The sequence below is a fragment of the Streptomyces sp. GbtcB6 genome (assembly GCF_019091475.1).
GTDB classification, from domain to species: Bacteria; Actinomycetota; Actinomycetes; order Streptomycetales; family Streptomycetaceae; genus Streptomyces; species Streptomyces hyaluromycini.
In genome coordinates this window covers 47,463-60,664 of record NZ_JAGXJL010000009.1, presented here as the reverse complement: position 1 = coordinate 60,664, position 13,202 = coordinate 47,463, and the positions used below count along the sequence as shown (strand labels likewise).

13 protein-coding genes and 1 pseudogene are annotated in these 13,202 nt (G+C 72.9%); 7 read left to right on the top strand and 7 right to left on the bottom strand.

Annotated elements, in window-relative coordinates:
• Positions 1–178: 178 nt before the first annotated feature.
• From KVT45_RS17195 to KVT45_RS17185, 3 genes and pseudogenes are all read left to right on the top strand, one after another.
• Positions 179–1,009 (top strand): aldo/keto reductase, encoded by an 831-nt coding sequence (locus tag KVT45_RS17195; protein WP_217548376.1) that lies wholly within the window; start codon positions 179–181, stop codon positions 1,007–1,009.
• Between the two features lie 116 nt (positions 1,010–1,125).
• Positions 1,126–1,716: pseudogene (locus KVT45_RS17190) on the top strand (DNA polymerase ligase N-terminal domain-containing protein).
• Positions 1,717–1,848: 132 nt separating this feature from the next.
• The gene (locus tag KVT45_RS17185) at positions 1,849–2,283 is read left to right on the top strand and encodes a cupin domain-containing protein (RefSeq protein ID WP_217548375.1); all 435 of its coding nucleotides are present in this window, start codon (positions 1,849–1,851) and stop codon (positions 2,281–2,283) included.
• A 57-nt stretch (positions 2,284–2,340) separates the two neighbouring features.
• Here the strand turns inward: KVT45_RS17185 and KVT45_RS17180 are convergent, their stop codons facing one another.
• A complete protein-coding gene (locus tag KVT45_RS17180; protein WP_217548373.1) occupies positions 2,341–3,564 on the bottom strand; it encodes an RNA-guided endonuclease TnpB family protein in 1,224 nt (407 codons plus the stop codon).
• On the opposite strand from KVT45_RS17180, the gene tnpA reads away from it, so the two are divergent.
• Positions 3,563–4,030 carry an IS200/IS605 family transposase gene (gene tnpA / locus KVT45_RS17175; RefSeq protein WP_308310747.1) on the top strand — a complete coding sequence of 156 codons (468 nt, stop codon included), beginning with the start codon at positions 3,563–3,565 and terminating at the stop codon, positions 4,028–4,030. The two genes, KVT45_RS17180 and tnpA, sit on opposite strands and share 2 nt — an antisense overlap.
• A gap of 183 nt (positions 4,031–4,213) precedes the next feature.
• Here tnpA and KVT45_RS17170 read toward each other — a convergent pair whose 3' ends face one another.
• The 6 genes from KVT45_RS17170 to KVT45_RS17145 all read right to left on the bottom strand — a co-directional run bounded on the left by KVT45_RS17170 (position 4,214) and on the right by KVT45_RS17145 (position 10,452).
• Positions 4,214–6,574: a SpoIIE family protein phosphatase gene (locus KVT45_RS17170; protein ID WP_217548370.1), complete on the bottom strand. Its 2,361-nt coding sequence runs from the start codon at positions 6,572–6,574 to the stop codon at positions 4,214–4,216.
• 57 nt (positions 6,575–6,631) lie between these two features.
• The gene (locus tag KVT45_RS17165) at positions 6,632–7,099 is read right to left on the bottom strand and encodes a peroxiredoxin (RefSeq protein ID WP_217548368.1); all 468 of its coding nucleotides are present in this window, start codon (positions 7,097–7,099) and stop codon (positions 6,632–6,634) included.
• Entirely contained in the window at positions 7,100–7,477 is a 378-nt protein-coding gene (locus KVT45_RS17160) for a DoxX family protein (RefSeq protein ID WP_217548367.1), read from the bottom strand.
• A gap of 104 nt (positions 7,478–7,581) precedes the next feature.
• A complete protein-coding gene (locus KVT45_RS17155; RefSeq protein ID WP_217548365.1) occupies positions 7,582–8,118 on the bottom strand; it encodes a MarR family winged helix-turn-helix transcriptional regulator in 537 nt (178 codons plus the stop codon).
• Between the two features lie 89 nt (positions 8,119–8,207).
• Positions 8,208–8,933 (bottom strand): polysaccharide deacetylase family protein, encoded by a 726-nt coding sequence (locus KVT45_RS17150; RefSeq protein ID WP_217548364.1) that lies wholly within the window; start codon positions 8,931–8,933, stop codon positions 8,208–8,210.
• A 61-nt stretch (positions 8,934–8,994) separates the two neighbouring features.
• Positions 8,995–10,452, bottom strand: a complete 1,458-nt coding sequence (locus tag KVT45_RS17145) for a glycosyltransferase (protein WP_217548362.1) — start codon at positions 10,450–10,452, stop codon at positions 8,995–8,997.
• A 193-nt stretch (positions 10,453–10,645) separates the two neighbouring features.
• Here KVT45_RS17145 and KVT45_RS17140 point away from each other — a divergent pair, with 193 nt between their 5' ends.
• The 3 genes from KVT45_RS17140 to KVT45_RS17130 all read left to right on the top strand — a co-directional run bounded on the left by KVT45_RS17140 (position 10,646) and on the right by KVT45_RS17130 (position 13,144).
• Positions 10,646–11,059, top strand: a complete 414-nt coding sequence (locus KVT45_RS17140) for a BlaI/MecI/CopY family transcriptional regulator (RefSeq protein WP_217548360.1) — start codon at positions 10,646–10,648, stop codon at positions 11,057–11,059.
• A gap of 4 nt (positions 11,060–11,063) precedes the next feature.
• The gene (locus KVT45_RS17135) at positions 11,064–12,074 is read left to right on the top strand and encodes a M56 family metallopeptidase (protein WP_217548359.1); all 1,011 of its coding nucleotides are present in this window, start codon (positions 11,064–11,066) and stop codon (positions 12,072–12,074) included.
• A 131-nt stretch (positions 12,075–12,205) separates the two neighbouring features.
• Positions 12,206–13,144 (top strand): alpha/beta hydrolase, encoded by a 939-nt coding sequence (locus KVT45_RS17130; protein WP_217548357.1) that lies wholly within the window; start codon positions 12,206–12,208, stop codon positions 13,142–13,144.
• The last annotated feature ends 58 nt before the right edge of the window (positions 13,145–13,202 follow it).

Sequence of the window (13,202 nt, the reverse complement as noted above, 5' to 3'; positions counted from 1 at the left end):
TTGCCGAGAAGGACAAGGCCACGCGGCAGTCGGCGCCGCAGCATTCGGATGAACATCGCCCACCTCCAGTGCCGGGTTGGCGTCGATCATGTCCAGGCTACGCCGCCCCGAACGCCTCGCAACCGCTCACTCCATCCGTGACGCTGGAGGGACGACACAGTTGAGGAAAGGTCCCATCATGACAAGCATTCCGGCGTACACGCTCAACGACGGTACGGCGATCCCCGCCACCGGCCTGGGCACCTGGCCGATGGACGACACGCAGGCCGAACAGGCCGTTCGTCACGGGCTTGAGCTGGGTTACCGGCTCGTGGACACGGCGGTGAACTACCGCAACGAGGCCGGGGTCGGCCGGGGTCTCGCGAGCAGTGGGGTGCCCCGCGAGGAGGTGGTGGTGACGACGAAGCTGCCGGGCCGCCACCACGGCTACGAGGAGACCCTCGCCTCCTTCGAGGAGTCCCGGCAGCGGCTGGGCCTGGAGTACGTGGACCTGTATCTGATCCACTGGCCCAACCCCCGGGTCGACAGGTACGTCGACTCGTGGCGGGCGATGATCAGGCTGCGCGAGGACGGTCTGGTGCGCTCGATCGGCGTCTCCAACTTCACCGAGGAGCACCTCACCCGGTTGGAGAAGGAGACCGGGGTGCTGCCCTCCGTGAACCAGGTGGAGCTGCATCCGCTGTTCCCGCAGGACGAGCTGCGGGCCATCCACGCGGAGAAGGGCATCGTCACCGAGAGCTGGAGCCCGCTCGGCCGGGACGTCCGGCTGCTCGACGACCCGGCCGTCGTCGCCGTCGCGCAGGCGCTCGGGGTGACGCCCGCCCAGGCGGTGCTGCGCTGGCACGTCCAGCTCGGTGCCCTGCCCATTCCGAAGTCGTCGGACGCCGAGCGGCAGCGCGCCAACCTGGACCTGTTCGGCTTCGAACTGGACGCCGCCCAGATGGCGGCCGTCTCGGAGCGGGCCCACCGGCGGCTCGGCGGCGACCCAGACCGCCATGAGGAGTTCTGAGCCGCCCACCCGAGGACGCGGTCGCCGAACTGGACGGGACCGAGCAGCAGGCCCCACGCTGATCGGGAGGGGCTCTGCCAGGTCCTCGGGGCGCACGTCCGAGGGAAGGAGCCGTGGTGGGTGGCGACGACGAGCGGCTGCGTACGTACCGTGACAAGCGTGACTTGGAGCGGACCGGGGAGCCGTCGGGAGAGGCGGCAGGGGCCGGTGACCGGCTTCGGTTCGTGGTGCAGATCCATGACGCGCGCCGGATGCACTTCGACTTCCGGCTGCAGGTCGACGACGTCCTGAAGTCCTGGTCGATCCCGAAGGGCCCGTCCGCCGACCCCGGGGACAAGCGGCTGGCCGTGCCCACCGAGGACCATCCGCTGGAGTACGAGGACTTCGAGGGCGTGATCCCCAAGGGCGAGTACGGCGGTGGCACCGTAATCGTCTGGGACCACGGCTGGTACGAGCCGCTCAGCCACGACCGCAGGGGACGCCCGGTCGGTTTCGGGAGTCACTGGAGTACGGGCACGGCTCCAAGCTGCACGGCGAGTACGCCCTGACCCGGTTCCGGGGCCGCGACGGCGAGGACGCCTGGCTACTGGTGAAGAAGGGGGGCCGGGCGCTCGGACGGGCACGGCACGCCCGACCCGCGGCGGGCCCGTTCGGTGCGCTCCGGCCGCAGCCTCGCCCAGGTCGCGGCGGCCGCGGGCGAGGGTTGACGGGCGGTGTCCGACCGGATGAGCGGCAACGCCGCCTGCGCGTACGCGGATTGAGCCGTTCCCGCCCCGACCGACCGTGCGGGGGCCTATGTTCACGAAGGTACTCGATCTTCGGTTCAGGAGGCCCCACACATGCGTACCGCGCTCCGTACCGCCATGGCCGGGGCGGTGGCCGCCGGCACTCTGCTGACCTGCGGCACCGCCTACGCCACCCCCGCCGGACCCGGCGTCACCGGCAGGGTGATCAGCCAGACCACCATCGGCGACACGGACTACGTCCTGCGGGAGATCACCGTCCCGCCAGGCCAGACCACCGGCTGGCACTACCACGACGGCCCGGTCTACGGATACATCCAGAAGGGCACCCTCAGCCACTTCCGCTCCGACTGCAAGGAGGACGGCGTCTACCGGCAGGGCGGCACGGTGTACGAGTCGGGCGGGCCGAGCGACGTGCATCTGGGTGCCAACCTGGGAGACACCGACCTGGTCCTCGACGTGCTCTACATCCTGCCGCACGGCTCGCCGTACTCGGAGTCGGTGCCGAACCCGGGCTGCGACTTCGATTGACATGCTCCTCTCCCTGAAGGGCGAGGATTGTGGCCTTCTCGATTGGCTGCTGTGCCGCTAGGCGGCACGGGGTTCGGTCGGGAATCCGCGGCTTCCTGTTTCTTCGCGCTGTGCCGGGATTGCTCCCGGTCTTACCGGCGCTCCGCAGGCCGATACCGCCAGTCCGGCGGCCGTCTTCACGTTGATCGCGGCGTTGGTGTCCCGGTCGTGGACGGTGCCGCAGCCGGCACAGGTCCATTCCCGGACGTTCAGGGGCTTGGGTCCGTCCTTGACCCCGCACGTGGAGCAGACCTGAGTCGTCGGCTCGAACCGGCCGATGGTGATCAGAGTGCGGCCGTACCGTTCCGCTTTGTACCTGAGCATGCTGAGGAACTGTGCCCATCCGGCGTCGTGCACGGACTTGGCCAGCTTGGTGCGGGCCAGTCCCGCCACCGACAGGTCCTCCACGGCGATCCCTTGGTTCTCGGAGATCAGCTTCGTGGAGAGCTGGTGGTGGAACTCACGGCGTGCGTCGGCAACTCTGGCGTGGGCGCGGGCGACCTTCAGGCGGGCCTTGACCCGATTCTTCGATCCCTTCTGCTTGCGGGACAGCTCCCGCTGGGCCTTCTTCAGCTTCTTCTCCACGCGCCGCAGGAAGCGCGGGGAGTCGATCTTCGTGCCGTCGGAGAGGACCGCGAAGTGAGTGACGCCGAGATCGATGCCGATAGTGCGGTCGGTCTCCGGCATCCGTGCCTGGTCGGCGGTGGGGTCGGTGTCGAGGACGAAGGAGGCGAAATACCTGCCGGCCGCGTCCTTGATGACGGTGACGGAGGTGGGGGCGGTGGGAAGTGTGCGGGACCATTTCACCTTCACCGCGCCGATCTTCGGCAGGTTCAGACGGCCACTGCCGGTGATGCTCCAGCGGGCGTTGGCCGTGAACCGGATCGACTGCCGCGCGTCCTTGCGTGACTTGAAGCGGGGCGGGCCGGTCCTGGGGCCCTTGCGGGTGCCCTTGAGAGAGGCGAAGAAGTTGCGGTAGGCAGTCTCGGCGTCCCGCAGCGACTGCTGGAGCACCACCGCGGAGACCTCGCCCAGCCAGGACCTCTCCTTCGTCTGCTTTGCCTCGGTGATCAGCTTCCGGGACAGCTCCCCGGCCGTCGGGAACGGCCGGGCGGCCTTGCGAGCGTCCTCGCGGGCGCGGACCGCGTCGTTGAACACCACCCGGGCGCACCCGAACGCCCTGGCCAGCGCGGCCTGTTGGATGGTGTCCGGGTACAGGCGGAAGCTGTACCGAAGCTGCATGACCGTCACCCTACGTACGTGGGCTATGGCTGAGATGCAGAAGATCAAGACTGGCCTGCACTGTACTTTTGTGAGGCATGTCCACTTGGTCTTGGCGACCAAGTTCCGGCACAAGGTGTTCACCGGTACCCATCTCGCCCGCATGGAGAAGATCATGCGGTCGGTGTGCACGGACTTCGGGTGCGAACTGGTGGAGTTCAACGGCGAGGACAACCATATCCACCTACAGGTGAACTTCCCGCCCGAGGCCGCCATCACCAAACTGGTCAGCTCCCCCAGGAGAGTCCCCTCCCCCGCCTGTGCCTGGGGTACCCCCGGCCGGAGGCTAAGGGAGAGTTACCTGACCTTGCGCCACTACTGGCGGGCCAACAAGCCCTGGTCCGGGTCCTGCTTCGCCGCGACCGCCGGCGGCGCCCCGCTCGCCGTGGCCAGGCAGTACATCGAACAGCAGAACCGGCCCGGGTGAGCGCCACCCGGGCCGGCCGCGAGAAGCCCTCGAGACGCTCCGCGACGCAGGCGAAGAACCGTAGTTTCGGGCACCGCTGGATCAGAGCCCGCGACGCTCCGCGTCGCCACTGCCAGATTCACTTCACCAGCGGCCTGAAGGCCGGTGTACTACGAATGAATTCCGGTAGCGCCGAGCAGCCTGTCACTCGTCGGCGACCGGGAACGTGCCTTCGGGCAGCGGCTGTTCTGCCCAGATGGTCTTGCCGCTGCCCGTCTGCCTGCTGCCCCAGCGCTGGGTGAGCTGGGCGACGAGGAGCAGGCCGCGGCCGCCCTCGTCGTAGGCGTGCGCCCGCCGCAGGTGCGGTGAGGTCGAACTGCCGTCGGCGACCTCGCAGATGAGCGCGCGGTCGCGGATCAGGCGCAGCTGGATGGGCGGTTCGCCGTAGCGGATGGCGTTGGTGACGAGTTCGCTGACGACGAGTTCGGTGACGAAGGCGGCCTCGTCCAGGCCCCAGGCGGCGAGCTGCTCGGTGGCCGCCTGCCGGAAGCGCGCCACCTGGGCCGGGTCGGGCGGCACGTCCCAGGTGGCGACCCGGTCGGCGCCGAGGGTGCGGGTGCGGACCAGCAGCAGGGCGACGTCGTCGGCGGGCTGTTCCGGCATGACGGCCTTGAGCACGTTGTCGCTGAGGGACTCCAGGGAGTCGGCGGGCGCGCTGAGCGCGCGGCACATCTCCTCGGTGGCGCGGTCCACGTCCCGGTCGCGGTCCTCCACCAGACCGTCCGTGTAGAGGGCGACGACGGTTCCCTCGGGCAGTTCGAGCTCCGTCGCCTCGAAGGGCAGACCGCCGACGCCGAGCGGCGGTCCCGCGGTCATCGGGATCAGCTCGGCCTCGCCGCCCGGCAGCACGATGGCCGGCGCCAGGTGCCCGGCGGCGGCGAGGCTGAGCCGGCGCGAGACCGGGTCGTAGACGGCGTACAGGCAGGTGGCGCCCAGCTCGGCGACCTCCTCGCCGGGACCGTCCGCGGCAAGGTGGGTGACCAGGTCGTCCAGGTGGGTGAGCAGCTCGTCGGGGGGCAGGTCCACGTCCGCGAGGGTGCGTACGGCCGTACGGAGCCGCCCCATGGTGGCGGAGGAGCGGATGCCGTGGCCGACGACGTCGCCGACGACCAGGCCGACCCGGCTGCCGGAGAGCGGGATCACGTCGAACCAGTCGCCGCCGATGCCGGCCAGCGATCCGCAGGGCAGGTAGCGGTGGGCGACCTCGACGGCGGCCTGGCCGGGCAGGCCGCTGGGCAGCAGGCTGTGCTGGAGGGCGAGGGCGGTGGAGCGCTCGCGGGCGAAGCGGCGGGCGTTGTCGATGCAGACGGCGGCGCGGCTGGCGAGTTCCTCGGCGAAGACGGTGTCGTCGATGACGTAGTCGTCGGGGTGGCGCATGCGCACGCCCACGACGGCACCGAGCAGGACGCCCCGGGCCTGCAGGGGTACGGCGATCATGGAGTGGACGCCCTCGCGGTAGGGCCGGCCGGCGGGCGAGAGGGCGTTGCGCTCCTCGACCCAGCGGCGGAACTCGGGCTCGCCCTCCTGGCTGACCACCGCCCGCCGCTCCCGCAGCGCCCGCGCCGGCGGTGACGACGCCGGGTGCACCTCGGCCTCGCCGAGCCGTACGGCGGCCTCGGGGGTGCCCTCGGTCACGGAGCCGTGGGCGACGCGGCGCAGCGCGATGTCGCCCTCCGGCACGGTGGGCAGTTCCTCGGCGCCGAGGACCCAGTCGAGGAGGTCGACGCTGGCGAAGTCGGCATAGCGGGGGACGAGGAGTTCGACTAGCTCCTCGGCGGTGCGCACCACGTCCAGGGTGGTGCCGATGGCGGTGGCCGCCTCGTTGAGGAGGGCGAGCCGGAGCCGGGCCTGGTACTGCTCGGTGCTGTCGAAGGCGGCCAGGGCGACGGCGGTCAGCTCGCCGGCGGGGTCGCGCAGGGGCCACATCTCGATGCTCCAGGCGTGGTCCCGGTTCAGGACCGGGGCGCCGGTGAAGGTCTCGTAGCGGACGGGCCGGCCGGTCTCGACGACCTGGCGCAGATGGCGCAGGAAGCCCTCGCTGTGCGGGGCCTCCTCGACGGTGTCCAGGAAGTGGCGGCCGAGGAGGGCCTCCTCGGGGACGCCCATGACGTGGCAGGCGGCGTCGTTGGAGCGGAGGTAGCGCTGGCGGACGTCGAAGACGGACATCGACATGGAGGCCTGCTGGAAGGCCTGGCCTGCCAGCGTGGGGTCGGTCCGCCAGGGCGGGTCGGCGGTGAGTACGTAGCCGGTGGTGGTGCCGTCGGGGCCGAGGACCGGGCAGGCGGTCACCGCGATCTCGATGCGGCGGCCGTCGGCATGACGCAGCGTGACGGTCCCGGAGCGGGCGGCCAGTGCCCGGGCGGGGACCGCCTCGGCGAGGAGGTCGGCGGCAGGCTTGCCCACGACCTCCTCCGCCCGGTGTCCGGTGAGCACCCGCGCGCCCTCGCTCCACCCCGTCACCCTGCCCAGGGCGTCGGTGACCGCGGCGGCAGCGACACGCTCCATACGCCCCAGGATGAGACCTGTGCCCCGGCGCATCAAGCGCGGGGCGGGACCGTCCGCTCAGCCCTGGTGGGCGCGCAGGGCGGCCAGTGCCCGGTCGGCGTGGGTGTTCATGCGCAGTTCGCTGCGGACGACCTCCAGGACGGTGCGGTCCTGGGCGATCACGAAGGTGGCCCGCTTGGTCGGGGCGAGCGAGAAGCCCCGCTTCACGCCGAACAGCTCCCGCACGGCGCCGTCCGCGTCGGAGAGCAGCGGCATGCCGAGCGTGTGCTTGCCGGAGAACTCCTGCTGGCGTTCCACGCTGTCACCGCTGATGCCGACCGGGCGGGCGCCGACGGCGGCGAACTCGGCGGCCAGGTCCCGGAAGTGGCAGGCCTCGGCGGTGCAGCCGGCCGACAGTGCGGCGGGGTAGAAGAACAGCACGACCGGTCCGTCGGCCAGCAGATCCGTGAGGGTCCGCGTCGTACCGGTCTCGTCCGGCAGCGCGAAGTCCTCGATCGTGCTTCCCACCTCGACAGGTGCCGCCATCTATCGGCCCTCCTCGTCACGTGCGACACCGCGCGCCCACAGCACCAGGGGGATCTGGAGCGGCAGCCGGGCGAGGGCCGCGGTCCTGAGCGGCTCGGGCCGCTTCTGCCAGTCGACGGCCATCTGCACGTTGGCCGGGAACACACCTACGAAGAACGCGGCGGCGGCCCGGGCCGCAACCGCGCGGGTCCGCGGCAGGGCGATCCCCGCCGCCAGCGCCAGCTCCACGGCCCCGCTGCCGTACGTCCATGCTCTCGGCGACCCCGGCAGCGCCTTGGGGATCGTCGCGTCGAACGACTTCGGCGCCGCGAAGTGCGCGACGCCGGCCGCGGCCAGCAGCCCCGCGAGCAGCAGGGGTGAACGTTCGGACCGGGCCACGCAGCCTCCTCAGACGACCTGCCGCCGGATATTACCGGGCGGTACCGCCCCGCTTCCCGCCGGGTCCTGTAAGGGACACCGGCCCGGCCGCGCATACCGGCGTCTCAGACGGCCCGGGGGGCCGGGGGTGCCGTCTCGGCGGTCTCCTGGCCGGGTTCGTCCTCGACCGCGTACGCCAGGAAGTCGTCGACCATGCGGTGGAAGAGCGTGGCCAGCTGCCGCAGCTCCTCGGGCTCCCAGTCCCCCAGGGCCAGCTGCATGCCGCGCGCCCCGGCGTCCCGGACGCGGTCGACGGCCTCCCGGCCGGCGTCGGTGAGCTCGATCCGCTGGGCGCGGCGGTCGTCGGGGTCGGGAACGCGGGTGACGTAGCCGGACCTCTGGAGCTGTTGCACCGTACGCGTCACATGGGACGCCTCGACTCCGAGCCGCTGTGCCAGCTCCCCCGGGCGCAGCGGCTCGGAGTCCGCGACCTGGCGCAGCAGGGCCACCGCGGCACGGTCCAGCGGGACGCCGGCCAGGGCCATCAGTCGCTCGTGCTGCCGGGCCCGGGTGCTCAGATAGGTGATACGGGTCAGGGCACGCTCGATCTCGACGACCTCCGGCGTGGCGGCGGGGACGGCTGGCAGCGGTTCTGTGGGCATACCGGCCAGTTTACCATATCGTTGCGTAACTCAAGTAAGTTACTGCGTGGGTTTTCTCTCCGTACTGCGCGGTGCGTACACGCCGGTCGTCAGAGTCCGTGCTCCCGCAGCGGTCCGACGGTGAGACCTCGCCGGTCACAGGTGTCCAGGATGCGGGGCAGCGCGCCCAGGGCCGAACGCCAGGCGCCCGGTGCCGAGGTGCAGTCGGAGTCGTGCAGCAGGATCGTGCCGCCGCCGTCCAGGTCCCGGGCGACCGTGCGGTGGACGGAGTCCGGGGTGGCGCGGGCGGTCCAGTCCTCGCCCCAGCAGGTCCACAGCACCGGGGTGAGACCGAGCCGGCGGGCGGCCACATGGGCCGCGGTGGACATCACTCCGTACGGCGGCCGGAACAGCCGGGGAGCCTGCCCGACGAGGGCGCCGACGGTGTCCCGGGCCCGGGCGAAGTCGTCGTGGGTGGCCTGGGGGCCGCGCAGCAGGAGCGGTCGGTGCAGCCAGCCGTGGATCCCTATCTCGTGACCGGCGGCCGCCATCTCACGGACCAGGCCGGGCGAGCGGCGGGCCTGGCTGCCGAGCAGGAAGAAGGTGGCGCGGATGCCCCGCTCGTCCAGGGCCCGCAGGAAGAACGGGGTCGACAGCGGGTCGGGGCCGTCGTCGAAGGTGAGGGCGACATGGTCCGCCCGGCCCCGGCCTGCGAGCCGGGGCATGGCGCGGTTGCGCAGCGGGCCGAACGTGGAGACCACGGGCGCCGCGTGCAGGGCGAGCGCCGGGAGGGTGGCGAGGGCGGCCGCGCGGAGGAGGGGTGCGGTGGCGGTCACGAGTGGGGATCTTCCGTCGGGCGGGCGGGGTGAGGGTCCGTACCGGAGCCGTGTGCGGGCGTCACGAGTGGTGGCCCTGCTGCGGGGCGCCGGGGTGGACGTCGTCGTCGAGGTCCAGGGTGTGGCCGATGGCGTGGATGACACCCGGGCCGCTGCCGGTCGTGGCGACCGCGGTGCCGACCGCGCCGGCCCAGACGACACAGGCCACGACCATGCTGGCGGCGAGGCGCCGGACGGCCGGGCGGGGCCCGCGCGGTGCGGACGCGGTGCCGGGAGCGCTTGCGGCCGGACCCGACGGGGGTGGCGGCCGGTCGAGGCCGCGCGGGATCGGCACCGGGCCGGTCGCGCGGCAGGCGCGCGCTATCTCGTCCGCGGGGCCCGCTCCGGCGGCGGCGAACAGGGCGCGGCCCGCCTCGCGTTGCAGCAGGCCGCGCGGGCCGTCGATCAGGTCGCCGAGTACGTCCTTGAGCTGGTCCGGGTCGCGGATCCAGGCGGCGACCCCGGCCTCGTCGAGCGCCGCCGCGTTGGTGAGCCCGTGGCCCGGTATACAGCGGTAGCTGGCGACGGGCAGTCCGGCGGCGAAGGCCTCCAGCGAGGTCAGCCCGCCGGCGTTCTGCACCAGCACGTCGGCCGCGTGCATCAGGCCAGGCATGTCGTCGACCCAGCCGTAGGCGTGCTCGATGCCGTCGGCGCGCAGCTGCTCTGCGAGGGCCTCGTTGCGGCCGCAGACGACGACCGGTACGGCCGCGCCGCAGTCGCGCAGTTCCAGGGCCACCTGCCGGACCGGGCCGACCCCCCAGGAGCCGGCGACCAGCAGCGCCAGCGGGGTGTCGGCGGGCAGCCCGAACCGGGCCCGGGCCGCCCGGCGCCGTTCGGCGTCGGCGGGACAGAAGCGCGGGTCCGCCACCGGGCCGCCCACCCGGACGTCCCGGGCGCCCAGGGCGCGGGCCTGGGCGGCGGGCACGGCGTGGGCGGCGAGGTGCACGTCGACGCCCTCGGCCACCCACAGCGGGTGCACGGAGAAGTCGGTGAGATAGGTGAACACCGGCGCGTCGAGGCGCCCGCGGAGCCGCAGGCTGCCCAGGACGCGGCTGGCGCCGGGGTAGGTGGAGACGACGGCGCCGGTGTCGGCGGGGAGGGCGTCGCGCATGCGGTTCTCGGCGGTGCGCAGCAGCGCGCGGGCCAGCGGGCCGCCACCTCCGGCGCGTTCGGTGCTGGAGTAGACGCGCTGGTAGATCCAGGGCGCCCGGACGAGCATCCGGTGGTAGCCGTCGCGGACCGTCCGGCCGAGCCGGGCGGGCAGCAGGTCGAGCAGGTCGAACCGGTCGACCGTGACACCGGCCGCCGTCAGCCGGCGTTCCAGTTCGCGAGCGGCGCCGTCGTGGCCCGCGCCGATGCTCGCGGAGACGATCACGACGCGCTCGGCGGGTGTCGCGCGCCGGGGCACCGGGACGGGGCGGGGACGCAGGGCGGCGACCGCCAGGGCGCGCAGATGCACCGTACTTCCGAGGTGGGGCATGGGTGGGTTCCTCCGCAGAGACTCCGCAGGTGGAGTGGAGCGGCGAAACTCTACAACATGTAGTAGGTAATCTCGTACAACTTGTAGTAGACCGCTTTCGCGCAGCTCACAGCCGCCCGCCCCCGGTTCTACATGCAGTAGTAGCAGTCCCGGTAGGCTGTGACCTCGAACGCTGGTTGAAGGACGGTGAACGGTGCACGACCGGAAGATCGACGAGACCGGCGAGGCGACCGCCCGGCGGGCCCGCGGCGAGCTGGAGAGCGGTGTGCTGGCCGCCCTGTGGGCCGCTTCCGAGCCGCTGACCGCCCGGCAGGTCCAGCAGCGGCTGCCGGGAGACCTCGCCTACACGACGGTGCTGACGATCCTGTCCCGGCTCCACGACAAGGGCACGCTGGTACGGCACCGGGCGGGCCGCGGCTACGCGTACGCGCCGGTGCGGGACGAGGCGTCCGACACCGCCCAGCGCATGCACACCCTGCTGGAGCGCGGTTCCGACCGGGAGGCCGTGCTCGCCCGGTTCGTCTCCGAGCTCTCCGAGGAGGACGAGCAGTTGCTGCAGCGCCTGCTCGGGGAACACGACGGCGGCCCCGCCGACGAAGGACCGTGAGCCGATGACCGTCAGCGTCTACGTCCCCTTCCTGGTCACCGTGGTCCTCGCGGTGCTGGCGCCCCGGCTCGCCCGGCGGTTCGCGCCGCACCCGGCGGCGTGGGCGCTGGCCGGCGGCGCGCTGGTGACGGCGCTCGGCTGGCTGGGCTCGCTGGCGCTGCTGGCGTTCACCGGGCTGGCACAGATCCCCGAGGTCGCGGAGGAGGGCCGCTGGTCGGTGACGGCGCTGCGTGCGGACGACCCCGTGTACCTCACCGTGGCCGCGGTCGCGACGGTCGCCCTGCTCGCCTCCCTGACCGGCCTCGCGGTCGCCGCCGTACGGCAGGTACGGCATCTGCTCTGGGCGCGCCGGGAGTGCGCGCGGCTGCCCGGGGACCTGGAGCTGGCCGTGCTCGACGACGCCTCGCCGCACGCTTTCGCGCTGCCGGGGGCGCCGGGCCGGATCGTGGTCTCGCACGGGATGCTGCGCTGCCTCGGCGACGCCGAGCGGGAGGCGCTGCTCGCGCACGAGCGGGCCCATCTGCGCGGCCACCACCATCTCTTCCAGACCGCCTGGCGGCTCACGGCGGCCGTCTGCCCGCTGCTGCGGCCGCTCGCGGAGACCGGCGGCTTCGTGCTGGAGCGCTGGGCCGACGAGGAGGCCGCGGCACACCTCGGGGACCGCACGGTGGTGGCACGCGCGGTGGGCCGGGCGGCCCTCGCCTCGGCCAAGGCACCGGCCCGGGCCTCGCTCGCGGCGACCGGGGGCGCGGTGCCCCAGCGGGTCCGGGCGCTGCTCGCCCCGCCGCCACCGCGCCGTGCGCTGCCGCTGATCGCGGGCGCCGCGCTGCTGGCGGTGTCCTGCGCGAGCCTGGCCGAGGCCGCGTCCGACAGCGAGCACATGATCGAGGGCGCCCAGTTCGCCGCGTGCGTGACGGCCCTCAAGGACACGGGGACTCCGGTACCGCCGCCCGGACACGGCCCCTGCTGCCACCCGCCCCGCGACCACGACGGGCCGGGCCCGCACTCCCGCTGACCGCCGCGGGACTTGACACCACGCTCGGAACGGGGGTTATCGTCACCCGACGATCGCCAGGATTCCTGATGGTCGATCCGTCGCCCGCCGGGTGCCGCCCCGTGGCGCGGGCCCCTCCCGATCGGAGCCGTATGTCCCTCCTGGCCCGCCCTTCGGTCGCCGCGCTCGCCGCGAAGACCTTGCAGCGCCTGACCGGGTTCGCGAGCCGGCGCCCGAGCGGTCCGGGCTCCGACGCCGCCTCGCATGCCCGGTTCCCCGAATTCCCCCGCACAGTGCGGACGTTGACCATCCCGACGTCCGTCGCCCCGGCCCGCGCCACGGTCTACCTGCCGCCGGCCACGGCGCCCGCTCCCCCGGTGCACGTCAACTTCCACGGCGGCGGTTACGTCATGTCGCTCACCGAACTCGACGACCCGCTCTGCCGGTTCCTGGCCGCCGAGGCCGGGATGGCCGTGGTCAACGTCGACTACGTCGTCGCCCCGCAGCATCCCTTCCCGGCTCCGCCGCGCCAGGCCTACGAGGTGGTCCGCTGGGTCGCCGAACACGCGGCCGAACAGGGCTGGGACGGCGCCCGGCTGACCGTCGGCGGGCAGAGCGCCGGCGGCGGGCTCGCGGCGGCGGTGGCCCGGCAGGCGCTGGCCGAGGGCGGCCCCGCGATCGCCCTCCAGGTCCTCCACTATCCCCCGCTGGACCTCGCGACGGACGCCGCCGACAAGCACGCCGCCATCGCCAGGCCGATGCTGCGGCCCTGGATGGCCGACGTGTTCAACTCGGCGTACGTCCCGGAGCCGAAGAGGCGTGCCGACCCGTTGGTCTCCCCCGCCCACCCGTCCGACACGGCCGACCTGACGGGCATCGCCCCGGCACTGGTGATCACGGCCGAGTTCGACCTGCTCCGGGCGGAGGGCGAGCGGTATGCCTCGCGGCTGGGGGCCGTGGGAGCACTGGTGGAGCACCACGAGGTGGCGGGGGTGGACCACGGGTACGACGGCAAGGACGACGTGAAGGCGCGGGAGGTCTATGCGCTCATCGCGCGTCATGTGCGGGAGGTTCAGGGCCGGGGCGCCTGAGAGCTCGGGGTGTGCTGCGAGTGGGCGACCGGCCACTACGGCGCCGCAGTCGGCAGAT